The organism is Duganella sp. 1411 (assembly GCF_017833525.1).
GTDB lineage: Bacteria > Pseudomonadota > Gammaproteobacteria > Burkholderiales > Burkholderiaceae_D > Rugamonas.
Window position 1 is genome coordinate 590788 of the sequence record NZ_JAFICD010000002.1, and the last position, 16555, is coordinate 607342.

At 67.5% G+C, this 16555-nt stretch carries 17 protein-coding genes; 8 read left to right on the plus strand and 9 right to left on the minus strand.

The features are described from left to right. Positions 1 to 8 precede the first annotated feature (8 nt). Positions 9 to 482 carry an HrpB1 family type III secretion system apparatus protein gene (locus JOD97_RS14185; RefSeq protein WP_209718710.1) on the minus strand — a complete coding sequence of 158 codons (474 nt, stop codon included), beginning with the start codon at positions 480 to 482 and terminating at the stop codon, positions 9 to 11. Between the two features lie 231 nt (positions 483 to 713). Here JOD97_RS14185 and sctU point away from each other — a divergent pair, with 231 nt between their 5' ends. Genes sctU through JOD97_RS14220 form a run of 7 tightly spaced genes read left to right on the plus strand, consistent with a single transcriptional unit; the run spans position 714 to position 7300 of the window. Then, positions 714 to 1838: a type III secretion system export apparatus subunit SctU gene (gene sctU / locus JOD97_RS14190; protein WP_209718712.1), complete on the plus strand. Its 1125-nt coding sequence runs from the start codon at positions 714 to 716 to the stop codon at positions 1836 to 1838. Further along, positions 1838 to 3769 carry an FHIPEP family type III secretion protein gene (locus JOD97_RS14195; protein ID WP_209720407.1) on the plus strand — a complete coding sequence of 644 codons (1932 nt, stop codon included), beginning with the start codon at positions 1838 to 1840 and terminating at the stop codon, positions 3767 to 3769. Before sctU ends, JOD97_RS14195 begins: the two co-directional genes overlap by 1 nt. A 3-nt stretch (positions 3770 to 3772) precedes the next feature. Continuing rightward, positions 3773 to 4378: a type III secretion system protein SctP gene (gene sctP / locus JOD97_RS14200; protein WP_209718714.1), complete on the plus strand. Its 606-nt coding sequence runs from the start codon at positions 3773 to 3775 to the stop codon at positions 4376 to 4378. Positions 4379 to 4405: 27 nt separating this feature from the next. After that, complete coding sequence (gene sctQ, locus JOD97_RS14205; protein WP_209718716.1) at positions 4406 to 5488, plus strand: type III secretion system cytoplasmic ring protein SctQ; 1083 nt, start codon at positions 4406 to 4408, stop codon at positions 5486 to 5488. Further along, positions 5472 to 6119, plus strand: coding sequence for a type III secretion system export apparatus subunit SctR (gene sctR / locus JOD97_RS14210; RefSeq protein ID WP_209718718.1), 648 nt, complete (start codon positions 5472 to 5474; stop codon positions 6117 to 6119). The genes sctQ and sctR overlap by 17 nt, the downstream gene beginning before the upstream one ends. A 9-nt stretch (positions 6120 to 6128) precedes the next feature. Next, positions 6129 to 6389, plus strand: coding sequence for a type III secretion system export apparatus subunit SctS (sctS, locus tag JOD97_RS14215; protein WP_209718720.1), 261 nt, complete (start codon positions 6129 to 6131; stop codon positions 6387 to 6389). Next, positions 6386 to 7300: a hypothetical protein gene (locus JOD97_RS14220; protein ID WP_209718722.1), complete on the plus strand. Its 915-nt coding sequence runs from the start codon at positions 6386 to 6388 to the stop codon at positions 7298 to 7300. Before sctS ends, JOD97_RS14220 begins: the two co-directional genes overlap by 4 nt. Here the strand turns inward: JOD97_RS14220 and JOD97_RS14225 are convergent. The 5 genes from JOD97_RS14225 to JOD97_RS14245 form a co-directional block, all read right to left on the minus strand. After that, on the minus strand, positions 7290 to 7745 hold the full coding sequence (locus tag JOD97_RS14225; RefSeq protein ID WP_209718724.1) for a CesT family type III secretion system chaperone: 456 nt from the start codon (positions 7743 to 7745) through the stop codon (positions 7290 to 7292). The two genes, JOD97_RS14220 and JOD97_RS14225, sit on opposite strands and share 11 nt — an antisense overlap. Positions 7746 to 7878: 133 nt before the next feature. Next, positions 7879 to 8088 carry a hypothetical protein gene (locus tag JOD97_RS14230; RefSeq protein WP_209718728.1) on the minus strand — a complete coding sequence of 70 codons (210 nt, stop codon included), beginning with the start codon at positions 8086 to 8088 and terminating at the stop codon, positions 7879 to 7881. A gap of 113 nt (positions 8089 to 8201) precedes the next feature. Further along, entirely contained in the window at positions 8202 to 8432 is a 231-nt protein-coding gene (locus JOD97_RS14235) for a hypothetical protein (RefSeq protein WP_209718731.1), read from the minus strand. Positions 8433 to 8447: 15 nt separating this feature from the next. After that, positions 8448 to 9392, minus strand: a complete 945-nt coding sequence (locus JOD97_RS14240; RefSeq protein ID WP_209718734.1) for a hypothetical protein — start codon at positions 9390 to 9392, stop codon at positions 8448 to 8450. 274 nt (positions 9393 to 9666) lie between these two features. Beyond that, positions 9667 to 11994: a glycoside hydrolase family 2 TIM barrel-domain containing protein gene (locus tag JOD97_RS14245; RefSeq protein ID WP_209718737.1), complete on the minus strand. Its 2328-nt coding sequence runs from the start codon at positions 11992 to 11994 to the stop codon at positions 9667 to 9669. A 236-nt stretch (positions 11995 to 12230) separates the two neighbouring features. Between JOD97_RS14245 and JOD97_RS14250 the strand changes: the two genes are divergently transcribed. Continuing rightward, positions 12231 to 12833 (plus strand): hypothetical protein, encoded by a 603-nt coding sequence (locus JOD97_RS14250; protein WP_209718739.1) that lies wholly within the window; start codon positions 12231 to 12233, stop codon positions 12831 to 12833. Between the two features lie 18 nt (positions 12834 to 12851). Here the strand turns inward: JOD97_RS14250 and JOD97_RS14255 are convergent, their stop codons facing one another. The 3 genes from JOD97_RS14255 to JOD97_RS14265 all read right to left on the minus strand — a co-directional run bounded on the left by JOD97_RS14255 (position 12852) and on the right by JOD97_RS14265 (position 16548). Further along, complete coding sequence (locus tag JOD97_RS14255) at positions 12852 to 13952, minus strand: SGNH/GDSL hydrolase family protein (RefSeq protein WP_229264451.1); 1101 nt, start codon at positions 13950 to 13952, stop codon at positions 12852 to 12854. A gap of 96 nt (positions 13953 to 14048) precedes the next feature. Continuing rightward, a complete protein-coding gene (locus tag JOD97_RS14260) occupies positions 14049 to 14288 on the minus strand; it encodes a hypothetical protein (protein ID WP_209718742.1) in 240 nt (79 codons plus the stop codon). Between the two features lie 34 nt (positions 14289 to 14322). Further along, a complete protein-coding gene (locus JOD97_RS14265) occupies positions 14323 to 16548 on the minus strand; it encodes a xanthine dehydrogenase family protein molybdopterin-binding subunit (protein ID WP_209720412.1) in 2226 nt (741 codons plus the stop codon). Positions 16549 to 16555: the final 7 nt, after the last annotated feature.

Consider the following 16555-nt stretch of genomic DNA (forward strand, 5'->3'; position numbering starts at 1 on the left):
CGGTCTCCTCAGGCGCGCAGGTAATAATGATGCGACGAGGCCGCCGCATCGTCCATGACCGGCGGCGGCGCCGTTTCGGCGGCGTCCTCCTCCCCGGCCGGCTTGCCGAGCATCAGGTTGACCAGCGCCACGGCGTCCGGGTCCTCGTTGCGCGTCAACACTTCGTTGGCGCTGATGCGCCAGGCCGGATCGCCCGACGCGTACAGGCAGCAAGCGTGCAGCGCGGTGCAAATCGGCAGGTTCTGTAGCTCGGAGCTGCCATTGTGCAAGGTGCGCAGCACCTGGGTCGCCTCGACATATTGGCGGCGCTTGATGAACAGCCAGGCGTCGAAGGTGTCCAGCTCGCGGAACTGCGGCCGCAACACGCGCAGCGCGGCCAGCAGCGCGTCGGCCTCGGCCAGCTTGCCCTGGTTGATGCCGGTCATCAGTATCTCGATCAAGCCGGTGATCACCGTCCTGTCGCATTTGCTGTAGTCGTTCATGATGTTTCCTGGTGTGTTAGGTCGTCGGGAGCTACTTCCACTACGTCTGACGGCAACGATAGCCGGGCGCGGCGGCCCGGTCCGGCGCGAAAGCGAACCGCCGCGCCGGCAAACGAAGCCAGCGTCCGCGCTTCGGCGCCGGCGTCCGCGCTTCGTTTGGCGCCGCGCCGCCGCCCGCCGGGCAGCCGACAATCGGCCCGGACCTCCCCTCCACCCTCCTTCGACGGCGCCATGTCAGACGAAAAAACCGAAAAACCCAGTGAAAAGAAACTGGAGGACGCCAAGCGCGACGGCAAATCGCCGAAAAGCACCGACGTCGTCAGCGCGGCGGTGCTGCTGTCGAACGCCGCGCTGATGGTCATGGCCGGCCCGACCTTGGCCGAGCGGTTGCGCGCGGTGCTGGCCAGCGCGCTCGAGATCGGCGCCATCAGCCGTCCGGACGCCGACCTGCTGCTGTACGCGCGCCGCATCGGCCTGGACGCGCTGGCGCTGCTGGCGCCGTTCCTGGCGGTGAGCGTGCTGGCGGCGGTGCTGGGCACCTTGATGCAGACCGGCATCAACTTGTCGATGAAACCGGTCGAGCTGAAGTTCGACGCCGTCAACCCCGGCGCCGGCCTGACCCGGATCTTCTCGATGCGCTCGATGATCGACCTGGGCAAGATGACGGTCAAGGCCGTGCTGATCGGCCTGGTCATGTGGAAGACGCTGACCTTGCTGGCGCCGCTGATCATCGGCGTGGTCTACCAGCCGGCGCTCGACATCGCGCAGCTGGCGTGGCAGGTGCTCAACCGCTTCCTGCTGGTGGGCGGCACGCTGTTCCTGCTGATCGGCGCGGTCGACTTCGGCATCCAGCGCTGGCTGTTCCTGCGCGACCAGCGCATGAGCAAGGACGAGGTCAAGCGCGAGCACAAGGAATCCGAGGGCGACCCGCACCTCAAGGGCCAGCGCAAGGCCGTGGCGCGGGAAATCGCCACCGGCCCGGCGCCGGTCGGGCGCGACCAGTTGCGCAAGGCGCAGGCGGTGATCGTCAACCCGACCCACTACGCGGTGGCGCTGAGCTACGACCCGCACGGCTTCGGCCTGCCGCAGGTGGTGGCCAAGGGCCTCGACGACCAGGCGCTGGAGATCCGGCGGCTGGCCCAGCAGATGTCCATCCCCATCATCGGCAACCCGCCGCTGGCGCGGGCGCTGTACACGGTGCCGCTCGACGCCGCCATTCCCGAGGCGCTGTTCGAGACCGTCGCCGTGATCCTCAAATGGGTGCGCGATATTGGCAACCCCGCCGGCAACCCCGGCGGCACCCCCGCCGGCGGCGCCCTGCCGCCGGCATCCTCACACCTGGTGGAACCACTATGATCGCTCTGAAAAAAATGGACGTGGGCGGCGAAGTCGCTATCGCCGCCGTGGTGGTGGCCGTCATCGCGCTGATGATCCTGCCGCTGCCGACCTTCGCCATCGACTCGCTGTTGGCGCTCAACATCGCCATCTCCGTGATCCTGCTGATGATGACGATGTACATTCCCAGCGCCGTGTCGTTCTCGTCGTTCCCGACCTTGCTGCTGTTTACCACGATGTTCCGGCTCTCGCTCAACATCGCCTCGACCAAGTCGATCCTGCTGCACGCCGATGCCGGCCACATCATCGAAAGCTTCGGCCAGTTGGTGGTCGGCGGCAACCTGGTGGTGGGCCTGGTGGTGTTCCTGATCATCGCCACGGTGCAGTTCATCGTCATCGCCAAGGGTTCGGAGCGGGTGGCCGAGGTGGGCGCGCGCTTCACGCTCGACGCCATGCCGGGCAAGCAGATGAGCATCGACGCCGACCTGCGCGCCGGCAACCTCACGCCCGACGCCGCGCGCAAGAAGCGCGCCATGCTGGCCACCGAGAGCCAGCTGCACGGCGGCATGGACGGCGCCATGAAGTTCGTCAAGGGCGACGCCATCGCCGGCCTGATCATCACCATGGTCAACATCCTGGCCGGCATCGTGGTCGGCGTCACCTACCACGGCATGAGCGCCGGCGACGCCGCCAACCGCTTCGCCGTGCTGTCGGTGGGCGACGCCATGGTGTCGCAGATCCCGTCGCTGCTGATCTCGGTGGCGGCCGGCATCATGATCACCCGCGTGGCCGACGAGCACGGCGAGGGCGAACAATCGCTCGGCGCCGAGATCGCCCGCCAGCTGACCGGCAACGCCCGCGCGCTGTACACCGCCAGCGCGCTGCTGTGCGCGTTCGCCTTCGTGCCCGGCTTCCCGTCGGCCATGTTCCTGCTGCTGGCGGGCGCGGTCGGCGCAGCCGGCCTGGTGCTGCGCCGGCGCGAAAAAGCGGCCGGCGGCGACGGCGTCGAAATGCCCGCGCTCAAGCGCCTGGCCGGCCCCGACGACAAGCAGGGCATGCCGACCATCGCCGACAAGGCGCCGGACTTCTCGCCGCAGATCGCGGTGCGGCTGTCGCCCGCGCTGGCCGCGCTGCTCGACGCCGGCGTTCTCAACGGCGCCTTCGACGCCGCCCGGCTGCGCCTGGTCGAGGAACTGGGCCTGCCCTTCCCCGGCGTGGCGATGTGGAAAAGCGCGGCGCTGGCCGGGCTGTCGTACGAGCTGGCGCTGCAGGACGTGCCGATGCCGGCGCAGACGCTGGAACCGGGCGCCGCCGGCGCGCTCGAGGACGCCATCGTCGCGCACACGGTGGACACGCTGCGCTCGCACGTGCAGCTGTTCGTCGGCCTGCAGGAGACGCAATGGCTGCTGGAACGGGTCGGCGCCGACTATCCCGGGCTGGTGGAAGAGGTCAAGAAGGCGCTGCCGACGCAGCGCATCGCCGACGTGCTGCGGCGCCTGCTGGAGGAACAAATCCCGATCCGCAACATGCGCGCCATCCTCGAAAGCCTGGTGGCCTGGGGCCCGAAGGAAAAGGACATCCTGACCCTGAGCGAATACGTGCGCGGCGACCTGGGCCGCTTCATCGCGCACCGCGCCACCGCCGGCCAGCGCAAGCTGCCGGCCATCCTGCTCGACGCCAGCGTCGAACAGCTGATCCGCCAGTCGATCAAGGCCACGCCGGCCGGCAACTACCTGACCTTGCCGCCGGACCAGGTGCAAGCGATCATCACGCGCATCGAGCAGATCGCCGGACCGGCGCCGGCGCCGCTGCTGGCGGTGGTGACGTCGATGGACATCCGGCGCTACGTGCGGCGCATGATCGAGCACAAGCTGGGCTGGTTGAACGTGTACTCGTTCCAGGAGCTGGGCGGCGACGTCGACCTGCAGCCGCTGGGCAAGCTGGTGCTATAAAAAATGCCGATCAAATCCACCCCGCCGCAGCCGGTGCGCCTGCTGCCGCGCAATGAACCCGCCCCGACAAGCGCAAACCGCCAGCGCGCGCTGCGCCAGCAATTCAAAAACAGCTACACCGAACCTGAGCCACTGCCGCCCGCGGAGGCCGAAGCCCCCGAGTTCCACGTAGGGCGGATTAGGCGGCACGCCGTAATCCGCCAGGAGCCGCCAGCGGCCGAGGACAACGCCCACCACCCCGACCCGGCCGAGCCGTATCTGCCGCCGGCAACGCCCACGGCCACCCTCTCCACCCGCATCGCCCGCGCCTGCGCCCGCGACGAACAAGCCAACCTGCGCAACGCCCGCCTGGCCGCCATCATCGCTCAATTCTGCAACGGCCCCGGCATCCTCTACAGCGGCGGCTGGCAACTGCAAATCGCCATCGACCCGGCGCTGCTGCCGGCCACCCGGCTGCACCTGACGCTTTCGTCCTGTCGCCTATCGCTTCGGTTTGAGACCGCCGAGCCGGACTCCCGGCGGGTAATCTTAGACAACAGCAAGGAACTACAGCAACGTCTGAGCACCCTGCTGCCGGCGCAAATCGAAGTGGACATCGTCTGCTGGTGACGCCGGCAGCGACAACCAGGAACCGTCATGCCCCGAGATAGCAAATCCATCCAGCCGTTGCGGGCGCGTCTGGCGTCGCTGGCCGCACCGCTGGCGCGCCTCACGCGCTGCCTGTTCGAGCGCCGCGGCGCCGCGCTGGCGGCGCGGCTGGGCATCGTCCTCGCGCCCCTGCCCGCGCCGCCCGGCGTCGGCGCCCTGACCCATCCCGCCAGCCTGCAGCTGCACAGCGCCCACGGCGACCTGAGTTGCGTGATCGACCTGGCCGGCCACCCGGCGCTCGAATGCGCCGCGCTGGCGCCGTCCGGCCGCTGGCGCGCCACGCTGGCCGACGCCCTGCTGCGGCCGTGGCTGGAGGATCTGCACGCATTGGGCCTGCCGGCCATGTCGGTGACGGCGCTGCTGCCGCTGATCGACAGCGGCGACGCCATGGACCACGCGCTGGCCAGCGGCCTGGCGCTGCGCCTGCGCATCGACGACGACGACGGCGGCGTCGACACCACGCTGGTGGTGACCGACATCGACGCCGCGCTGGTGGCCGCGCTGGAAGCGGCGCCGCGTCCGCCCGTGCCCCTGCCGGACTGGCTGGCCGGGCTGCCGCTGGCCGGCGGCGCCGTGCTCGCCGCCCGGCGCTGCCGCACGCAAGTGCTGTCGTCGCTGCGCGAAGGCGACGTGCTGCTGGGCTGGCGCGCCGACGTCAGCGGCGGCCTGCACGAGCTGCCCGGCGTCACCTTGCGCTGGGGCGCGCCGCAAGGCCTGCATTACCGCGCCGTCGCCGACATCACCGGCAGCGTCGTCACGCTCGCCGCCACCCCCACCCTTTTCCTGGAATCATCAATCATGGACCACACCACCACCGCCGACGCGCCGACCGACATCGGCGCGCTGGAACTGCCCGTCACCTTGGAAATCGTCACCCTGGCCATGCCGCTGCAACAAATCGGCATGATGCAGCCGGGCCAGGTGCTCGAACTGCCGCTGTCGCTGGCCGACGCCCGCGTGCGCATGGTCGCCTGCGGCCAGACGCTCGGCCACGGCACGCTGGTGGTCATCGGCGAGCAGCTCGGCTTTCAAATCAGCGCCATGGTGAACGCCGATGAACCAGGCGCCTGATTTCGCCTCGCTGATCCTGGCGGTCTTCGCGCTGGCGCTGCTGCCGTTCGCCGCCATGGTGGTGACCTCGTACACCAAGATCGTCGTGGTGCTGGGCCTGCTGCGCAACGCCATCGGCGTGCAGCAGGTGCCGCCCAACACCGTGCTCAACGGCATCGCCATCATCGTCTCGTGCTATGTGATGGCGCCGGTGGGCATGGAGGCGATGAAGCAGACGCAGGCCCATGGCGCCGAAACCGGCGGCAACGGCGTGGTGCAGCTGCTCGACAACGCGCGCGACCCGTTCCGCCAGTTCCTCCTCAAGCACACCAACGAACGCGAAAAAGCGTTCTTCCTGCGCTCGGCCGCGCAGGTGTGGCCGGCCGACAAGGTGGCCCAGCTCAAACCGAACGACCTGGTGGTGCTGGCGCCGGCGTTCGCGCTGACCGAGCTGACGGCCGCCTTCAAGATCGGCTTTTTGCTGTATCTGGTGTTCATCATCATCGACCTGGTGGTGGCCAACATCCTGATGGCGATGGGCCTGTCGCAGGTCACGCCGAGCAATGTCGCCATTCCCTTCAAACTGCTGCTGTTCGTGGTCATGGACGGCTGGTCGACCCTGATCCACGGCCTGGTGCTGACTTACAAGTGAACAAAAAAAATGGACTTTGACAATATCTCCCGCATGACGTCCAGCGCCATGATGCTGTGCCTGCTTATCTCGCTGCCGGCGGTGCTGGTGGCCGCGCTGGTGGGCTTGGTGGTCTCGTTCCTGCAGGCGGTCACGTCGTTGCAGGATTCCAGCATTTCGCACAGCATCAAGCTGGTGGCCGTCTCGGTGACGGTGATGCTGGCCGCGCCGTGGGGCGCGTCGGCGGTGCTGCAGTTCGCCCGCAGCGTGATGGCATCGCTGTTCGTATGAGAATCCAGTCCGGGCCCAGCGACCTGCAACAGTTGATGGCGCAGGCCGATATCGAGGCCAGCAATCGTCCCACCATGACCGCCGCGGCGGCCGCCCAGCGCAGCCTGGCCGGCCGCCGCGCCGGCCATCACCATTTGTCGGCCGCCGCCGAGGAGGCCGCGCGGCCGGACCGGGTGCTGGCGCCGCTCAACAACGCCCACATCGCCGCCCTGCTGGCCAGGCTGCGCGCGCGCAACAAGCGCGGCGCCGTCACGCCCGAGGCGAACGACAACGCCGGCGAGCTCGAAGAACTATTGCTGCTGCTCGAATCGCAGGCGCGCGCCGAACCGCAACAGCGGCCGGTGATCCGCGCCGGCGCCAGGCAGCAGCAAGGCAATGCGGGCGAACAATCCTGGCAACGGCGGCACGACGGCTGGCGCGGCGACGATCACGCCGCCACGCCGGCCGGGCCGCGGTCGGGGCGCCAAGACGATAGCGGCCACGCCGGCGCCATCGACGCCATCGACGCCGTGCTGCGCGCGCATCTGGCGCCGGCCGCCACGCGCGCCGATCCGGCCGCCGGCGCCCACGGGCTCGAACAGGCGCTGCTGGCGCTGCATGCGCTGCAGCGCGCCCCGGCGCCGAATCCTCCACTGACCGCCTCGCTGCTGCGCCTGACGCAGGCTTATTTGGGCCAGGGCGGCGCCTCCTCCGGCCCCGGCACCCTGGCCGCCGTCAAGCAACGCCTGATGGCGCTGCTGCCGCCGGCGACCGGCCAGAGTTCGCCCGCGCTGCGCCAGCTGCACCTGTTCCTGCCGGTGCTGCTGCTGAACGCGGCGCGTCCGCGCACCGCGCGTCAACGCGACCTGGCGCTGGCCAAGATCGCCGTGCTGCTGGCCGGCGCGCGCCGCCAGCCTGTCGCTAAGCTTTAATCCAAAGATACGATCCGTTGGCGACTTGCTCGAACATGTCGTCGTCCAGCTGGAAGATATTGTCGCGCCAGTAGCGCCCGTGCTCGGCGTAATGGGCCAACAGCTCGGTCAGCCAATCGCCGCCGACCTCGTCGCAAAACTCCACCCGCACGATCATGACGATGCCGCCGGTGTCCGCGTCCATGCCAAGCTGGGCCTGGTCCTGGGCGTAGATCATCAGGTTCGCCTCCAGCAGCAGCCGGAAGGCCTTGAGCGTGCGCCCGCTGCTGACGATGCCGTAATTGAAATGGAGATAGAGCGCGTTCGGATCGGCCTCCACATGGTCGACCAGCACGTCGAAGCCTTCCACCTCGAGCGAGCGGTGTTCCAGCACGGCGGCGGCGTCCGGGATGTCCATGCTGATGCACAAATCATGGAGGACGGCTTCAAAGCGTGCTGCGCTCACGATGGGGTCCGATCAAAAAAGAGGATGTAAAAAAACCGGCTGGCGCCGGTCGCAAAGGATGGTGCGGAACGCCGACCTGCCGGTCCATGCGTTCCGCGCCGGTGCCGCGCCGTTGGGCGCGGCGGCGGACACATTATTGCGCCAGCGACTTTACGCCCTTGCCCAACTCTTCCTGCACGTGGCACAGGGCTTCGTTCAGCGCGATCTCGTTCTGGATCTTGGCCATCTCGGTCTGGGCGGCCATGGTGATGGCGGCCGAAGCCTGTGCGGCGGAGATGGTGGCCGCTGCCGAAACTGCTTCTGCGGAGGTACCTGCCAGGGCGCTGCCTTTTGCGAATGTCATGATGATGTTCCTTAAAAGTGAGAAATGGTTAAAGTCGATTAAACAACGAGACTGCGGGTACTGCGGTGTGACAAAAACTACGGTGCTGCGGGTACTACGGATAAAACTGTTCGCTACCGGGCCGGCTGGCAAATCTGGCTGGCCGCCAGCAGGCCCGCGTACAGGGTCTGCTTGTCCTTGCGCAGCATCGGGTCCGCCTCGACGGCCCAGTTGGCGAAGGCGTCGGCGCTGCGTTCGAGCGCGCCGGCCACCGCCGCGCAGCGCGGGTCGCCTGGATCGGCCTCGAGCAAGGCCTGAAAACGCTCCATGTCGGTAACGATATCGGGGGTCAGCAATGGAAACATGTCGCTCTCCTAGGGTCAGTGGGCGTCGGCCAGGGCCGGCGCCGGAAAATGTTTGCTGCCGTCGAGCGACTGCACGTAGCGCAGGCCGCCGGCGTCGAGCGCCGAATCGCTGTCGGCCACGCTCCAGCCGGGGCGCACCTCGGTCACCCGGGCGTCGAGCTGGCGCACGGCGGGCCCAAGGTCGGCGGCCAGCTGCGCCAGATGCTTGCGCACGACGGCGCCGTCGCGGGTGGTGCCGGTGACGACGAAGCGGCCGTCGCCTTCGTAGCGGGCGTTGAGGGTGGACTCGCGCAGCGATTCGGTGATACTGGCGAGCACGTCGTTGACGATCGCCAGGTGGGCGACGGCCTGGTCCGGCGCGTTGCGCCGCAACAGATTGCGCACGGCGGCCGCGTCGGCGCTGTTGCGCACCACGCCGCGCACCACGATCAAGCCGTCCTGCTCGCTAACTTGCAAGCCGGCCTGGCCGATGCCCGCCAACAGCTGCGGCATCTGACGGCGCAGGCTGTCCAGTTGCGGCGGCGCCGGGGTGGTGCGCGCCGGCTGCATCGCCAGCAACGCGGTGCTCAGCATGGCGGCGGGGACCGCCACCGCGCCCAGCGCCAGCCAGCGGGTCAGGCCGTTGCGGGACGGCTGCGGCGCCGCCTCGGCCACCGGCGATGCGGCCACGTCGGCCGGCGCAGTAGCGGCGACGGCGACGTGGTCGGGGTCGCCGATGCTCAGCGCGATGTCGTCGAAGTCGATGGTCTGGTGTTCGGCGACCGGCACGGCGGTATCGCTGTCGGCGCCGCTCCAGCAGATGCGGCCGTCCTCGGCGATGGTCAAGGTCACCGGCGCGTGGCGCCAGTCGCTGATATGGACGCTGGCGGTATCGTCGGCGCCGATGCGCCAGCTTCCTGCCGCCAGCCGCAGCGCCGCGCCGCGATGGCGCCCGCTCAAAATCCGGATTTCCTTGATCATGTACCCACTCCTTCTACCGTTCCGCGGCATGATTGCCGCAGTCCATGAGTGGTACTTTATCGCCCCCGCCGGCCGTCGCCGGACGCGAAACCGAACTTCTATCGCCGATTCCGAACCCCCGCATCAACCTGGGGGGCCCGAGGGCGCTGGGGGCGTAGGGCGGATTAGGCGGAACGCCGTAATCGGCCATCTTGGGGTCGCCGGCGGCGCATGCATGGCGGATTACGCTTCGCTAATCCGCCCTACGTGTCTCCGTGGCTGTGCTTCTACCGCCTTATAATTTGCCGCGCAGCGCGCCCGCTTCGGCGCTGATCGCACCCTTGCCGCCCTTCACGCGCACCAACACGCTGGCTACGCCGGCCTCGGTGGTGACCGTGCCCGGGCCGACGATCTCGTAGCCGTCGGCTGCGGCGAAGGTGACCGACTTGCCGCTCTCCGGCACCACGGTGCCATTCGCATCGAGCAGCCTGGCGCGGATGAACACCACATCGCCAGCGGTCGATTTGACCGCCAGGTCGTCCGCCGAGACGCCCAGTTTGACCGGCTCGGACGGCGTTTGTACGACGTGCTCGGCGACCTTGCGGCCCTTCAGGTAAGCCACCGCTTTGAGCGTGCCGGCCTGGAACTGGCCGGCGTCGAATTCCAGCGGCGGATGCGCCAGGTTCGGATGCGTCTTCGATGGACCGCTCTTGACGCGCCCCAGGCTTTTACCGTTCAAGAACAGCTCGACCTCGTCGGTGTTGCTGAACACGCGCACCTGCGGCGACGAGTCCCTGGTCCAGTGGCTGGCGATGAAGACCATCGGGCCGCCGCCCCACTGCGCCGACTTCTCCTGCGCGCTACGCTGCGAGCGGAAAAACTCGGCCGAGAACTTCGGCAGCCGGTCGATGCTCATCACGCCGGACGATTCCAGGTCCGGCGCGTAGCCACGGCCATAGTCGAACATCACCCAGTAACCATCGGCCACGGCGCCGGTCTTGAAGTTGTCGTCATGCGACTCGGCCAGGTTCTTGGCTTGCTGCAGCAGACGTTTCTCGCCATCGGTCAGCAACTGGCGGCTGCTGCGGTCGGCCTCTTTCAGGTCGCCCCACGCCGTTTGATTGAAGCCGGCGTTCATCGCGTAGTATTCCCAGTCGCCGTATTCGGACACGATCAGCGCCTTGTTCGGCAAAGGCTTCTTGTCGTCCAGCCGGTGCTGGCGCGCCTGCAGATAAACGTCGTAAGTCTGCGGCACCCAGCCGGCGGAATACGCCTGGTCGCCCGGATATTCGCGATGCACGGTGTTGTGCAGCTTTTCGATCAACTGGTCCGGCATCTGCGTTTCATTGAGCGAGCATTCCCACGCCAGCACGCTGGGGTGGTTGCGGTCGCGCCGCACCATGTCGCTACAGGTTTTCAGCACTTGCGCGGAGAACGCCGGATCGGGGTTGAAGTACTGCCAGCCCGGAATCCCCGGCAGCACCATCAGCCCCAGTTCATCGGCGGCGGCCATGAAGGCCGGCGAATGCGGGTAGTGCGACAGGCGCACATAATCGAAGCCGGCGCGCTTGATCAGCAGCGCGTCGCGGTAATTGGCCTGCGGCGACAGCGCGTAGCCGACGTACGGATATTCCTGGTGGCGGTTCACGCCGCGCAGGAAGGTCGGTTCGCCGTTGACCAGCAGCTTGCCCTTTTCAAGCACGATGCGGCGGATGCCGGCGCGGGTGGTGACCACGTCCTGTCCACCTTTGCTCGACACCGTCGTCTGCAGCGCATACAGGTTCGGCGACTTCGGCGACCACAATTGCGGGCGCGCCACTTTCAAATCTTGGGTGACGTGGCGGCACTCGCCGGCCGCCAGCTCGATGTTGTCCGCGCCGTCGGCCACGCGGGCGTTCTTGAACAACAGGCGCTGGCTCAGTTGCGCGGTGCGGGCCTCGTCGGCGGTGTTGCACACCTCGGCCTTGACGCGCACGATGGCGGCTTTTTTATCGACCTGCGGATAGGTGACGAACACGCCGCCGCCCGCCTCGGTATTGGACAGCATCTCGTCGCTGATATGCACGGCCGGCTTGACGGTCAGCGTGACGTCGCGGTAGATGCCGCCGTACTGGATGTAGTCCAGGTCCTTGAGCGGTTTGGGGCCGGTGACGGCGTTGTCCTCGTTATTGATGCGCACCACCAGCTCGTTGCCGCCGCCGGCCTTCAGGTGCGGCGTGACGTCGTACGAGAACGGCAGATAGCCGCCCAGGTGCGTGCCCAGGTGCTTGCCGTTGACCCAGACGTCGGCCACGTTCATCGCGCCTTCGAAGCGCAGGATGGCCTGCTCGCCCGGCGCCACCGTGGCGTCGAACGTTTTTTTATAATACGCGCTGCCCTGCCAGGCGTTGACCGGCATTTTCGCTTCGAGGCGCGCCGTGTGCGGCAGGTCGACCTTGGACCAGCCGCCGGCCGGCACCTTGTCGACGCTATCGGCGGTCCTGGCGTCGTCGCGGTAGAAGTCCCACGACTGATTCAGGCTGGTGGTGGCGGCGCTGGCCGCCGCGCTCACCGCCAGCGCCAGCAAACCGATGGTCGGCAAGCCCCGCGTTTGCTTGTATAGCCTCGAAATAAAACTAGTCATAGTGCGTGCAACTCCCCAAAATACCGGATCAAAGAAATGGCGCCGCCGGCGCGTGCAAGCCCGGCAGTTATCACGGCGCAGTATATCCAGTATTGTTTTGACACGCAGCCGAAAGCCGGGCCGTATACAAATTATTCATGGGTCGAGGTAACTTTGATATACGGCCCAGGCGTGCCGCGAGATGGGCCGCCATTCTGCTATTCTGCGCCAGTCGATATCATCCGGGAGTGACCGCCATGCTCAAACGCCTGTTCGCCTTTCTCGCCCGCCAGCCCGAGTCCAACGCGGCGGAACCAGTCGAAGCCGATCCGCAATCGGCCAGGCAGGCCGCCGCCTACAAGGAGGCGATGGAGCAATTCGTGCGCCTGGTTTGCCGCCAGCTTGACGACGACGAAAGCGCGCGGCTGGCCGCCAATGTGCTGGCGCAGTTCGACGGCGGCGAAGCGGACGCCGACAAGGCGACCGTCGCGGAATACTTTTACGAAGGCGTGCTGGGCGAGGATGGTCAGCAGCGCGGCCAGTGGCTGCTGATCCAGGTCGACTGGAAAGCCAGCGACGAGATCGACTGGCAAGTCAACGAAATACTGGCGACACGCGGCATCGACGACCGGTGGCAATGGGATTCGGAAGGCAAGACCGTCATGCAAGGCCTGAAAGTGCTGTCCGGCTGGCTGCCGAAGCACGCGCTGTCGCTGCTGAGCATCGACTTCGGCCACGACGCCTACTACATGCTGATCGTCGACGACGGCATCGCCGAACAAGCGATCGCGCTGGGCCGGCGCGCCGGCCTGGACGTGATGTCGTTCCCGGACTTCGCGGTCACCCAGGGCGAAGGCTAGCCCGCCCCGGGCGTCCGCCTACCAGCCCATTTTGTCGCGGATCAGGGCGGTCAGCAGCGCGGCGTTGGCGCGCTGCTGCGGCACCCTCGGGTGCCCGTTGAAGCCGGTGTAGGGCAGCACCAAGGTATCGATGCGCGCGTGCTTGTCCTCCTGCCGGATCTGCTCGACGGCCGTGCGCACGTAGCCCGGCCATTTGGAGCCCGGCCGCACCGCGTCCATGCTGCCCAGCGCGCAGACCAGATAGGCCTTGGGATACTTGGAGCGCACCGTTTCGACGAAGCGGCGGTACGCGGCCACCCGCTGGGTGTCGTCGGGCAGCGGCGACAGGCGCTTTTCGCGGTCGATCAGCCAGCTGTCGTTCTGCAGCAGGTTGATGACGACGACATCCGGCGTCCACTGTTTGAAATCCCACACGCTGTCGTTGTTGCCGACGGCGTTCAGCTGGTCGTAGAAATCCGGCATCGTGAACGGGAACCAGCTGATCATGATGCCGATGCCGCTTTGCGAGATCAGATGCAGTTCGGCATCGAGCGCGCGCGCGGTGATCGAGGCGTACGACATGAAGCTGTTCTTATCCTTGACCAGGTGGTCGGGGCCGTCGGCCGGCGACTCGTCGCCCATGCCGCTGGAAATGGAGTCGCCGAAGAACTCGATGCGGCGCTGTTTGCGCGGTGGCGGCGGCAGCAGTTTGCCGCCGTCGGCCAGCTCCAGCCCCTGGAACACGGTGGCGCCCTCCTCGCCCTCCGAGCGCTTGGTGATCAGAAAGCGGTGGTTGCCCGGCGCCAAGTCGCGCGCGACCTGGTAGGTTTTGCTGCCCTGCACGGCCTGCACCAGCAGCGGACGCTCCAGGTCGCCGTCGAGGTAGACGTCGAAGAAATTCTTGCCGAACTGGTCGTCAAGTTTGACGGCGAAGCTGTTGCCGGTGAAATTGCCCTCGATGCTGGTGCCGGGCCAGGAAATCACCGGCGCGGCCGGCTTGGCGTGATCGACCCTGCCCACGTACTGCAAGTTGGCGTCGTCGGCGCCGACGGTGACGGCGGCCCAGGCCGGACCGGCCAGCATGAAAGTGGCCAGCGCGCCGATGGCGGCCAGCCTGTTGTTAAATCGTGCAAATGCCATGTTCTATCCTCCTGCGCCCATTGTCCAAGCGCAAGGATGACACGGCAATTGCGATAATCACCAACTTCGGGAATGAAATCCTCCGGGGCGGCCCGGCTAGCTGGCGCGCAGCTGCTCCAGGATGGCCATCGCCGCCTTTTCGGCCTCCTGCTCGGCGATCGCCTCGCTGGCCAGCACGCGGTCGGCGGCCACGCGCCGCTTCGGATAAATGTTGTTCATGTGCATGGGATTGTCCGACGGCGTGAAGATCGCGACGTAGGCGCCCCAGGCGTCGCACCCCTCCAGCGGTTCGGCCGTATAGTCGATCTCGTAATCGTCGATGCATTTTATCGGCATGTGTTCCTCCACAACGGCGTCATCAGCGTTACCGCTAAGGCATCATAACCTTATCGGGCGTCATCGGGGTGCTGCGCACGCGGCGTCCGGTGGCGTGGTAGATGGCGTTGCAGACGGCGGCCGCGACGCCCACCTGGCCGATCTCGCCGACACCCTTGGCGCCGATCTTGCTCACGATGCGGTCGTCCTCCTGCACGAAGATGACGTCGATGTCGTGGATGTCGGCGTTGACCGACACGTGGTACTCGCCCAGGTTGTGGTTCATGAAGCGCCCCTCATGGTGGTCGCACAAGGTTTCCTCGTGCAGCGCCTGGCCGATGCCCCACACCACGCCGCCGATGATCTGGCTGCGCGCCGTCTTGGCGTTGATGATGCGCCCGGCCGCCACCGCGCTGACCACGCGCGTCACGCGCACGGTGCCGAAGTCCGGATCGACCCGCACCTCGACGAACACCGCCGAATGCGTGGCGCGCTGGTATTTCATCTGCTTGAGCATATTCGGCAGCATCATGTACTTTACCTCGATGCGCGCCTCGCCGCTGGCGGCCATGATGTCCGTCAGGGAGACGCCCACCTCCGGCCGCGCTGTCAGGCGCACGCCGCCGCCGGCGAATTCGACATCGGCCAGGCGCGCCTTGGCCAGCGGCGAGCCGTCCATCTTCCTGGCCAGCTTGAACAGTTTCTCCTTGAGCTTGTCGCACACGCCGTCCACCGCCGAGCCGACCGTGGCCACGTGCGACGAGCCGCCCTCGATCGGCGCCACCGGCAAGGTCGAGTCGCCCAGCTGGAAGCGCACCCGCTCCAGCGGCAGGCCCATGGCGTCGGCGGCGATGATGGCCATCGCCGTGTAGGTGCCGGTGCCGATGTCGGTGGCCGCGCTGCTGACCACCAGCTCGCCGTTGGCGTGCAGCACCGCGCTGGCGCGGGCGAACATCTGCATCGCGTCCCACATGCCGGTGGCCATGCCCCAGCCGATCAACTCGCGCCCCTCGCGCATCGTGCCCGGCTCCAGCGGACGCCGGTCCCAGCCGAAGCGGGCGGCGCCCTGCTCGTAGCAGGCGCGCAGCTCCTTGGTCGAATACGGCAGGCCGTGGCTGGGATCGACCTCGGCGTAGTTCTTCAGCCGCAGCGCCAGCGGGTCCATCTTGAGCGCGTACGACAGCTCGTCCATCGCCACTTCCAGCGCGTGCACGCCGTGGGCGGCGCCGGGCGCGCGCATGTCCATCGGGCTGGCGTGGTCGAGGTCGACCAGCTTGTAGCCGAGCCGGATATGCTCGCAGGCGTACAACTCGCCGGACCAGTTGACCACCACCTCGACGTAATCCTCGATGCGCGACGTCTCGGCCAGCGCCTCGTGGACGATGGCGGTCAAGGTGCCGTCCGGCTCGGCCGCCAGCCGGACCCGCTGCTGCGTCTCGGGCCGGTGGCCAAAGCTGAACATCTGCTGGCGCGTGAGCACCACGCGCACCGAGCGCTCCAGCTTGAGCGCGGCCATCACCGCCAGCGGCAGCTGGTACTGCGGCCGCAGGCCCGAGCCGAACGCGCCGCCAACGTACGGATTGCGCACCGTGACCTTGTCCTTCGCCAGCCCGAACACGTGCGACACGTACCAGCGGCTGTTCTGCGAGCTTTGGGTCTTGTCGTAGATGGTCAGGTGGCCGTCGGCGCCGCGCAGCACGGTGGAGGCGAACATCTCCATCGGATTGTGGTGCTCGACGCCGCTGTAGTACTCGCCCTCGATCTTGACGGCGGCGCTCTCCCAGCGCTCGTCCGGATGGCCTTTGGTGTCGGGCGGCGGCGCGTAGCCGGCCTTGAGGCGGCTTGGCGTGTGGGCGCGGCCCCGGTGCTGCAGCAGATAGGTTTCGTGCGGCTCGACCGCGTAATCGATGTCGACCAGCGAGGCCGCGTAGCGCGCCGCCTCGAAGGTCTCGGCCACTACCAGCGCCACCGGCTGCCCGCTGTAGAGCACCTGGTCGTCGTACAGCGGGCGGAACGGCGAACCGCCCGGCGCCGTCATGTCCTTGTAAAAAATGTCAAACGAGCGGATGCGCGGGCGGTTCTCGTGCGAGATCACGTCCACCACGCCCGGCACGGCCAGCGCGGCCTCGGCGCGGATCGCCGTGATCCGGCCCTTGGCGATGGTGCCGCTGACGACCACGCCGTACAGCAATGGCTCGTCCGCCGCGTCCGGGCCATGCTCGGCCGCGTAGCGCGCCTGGCCGGTGACCTTGTCGCGGCCGTCGACGCGCGAGACGGCCATGCCGATG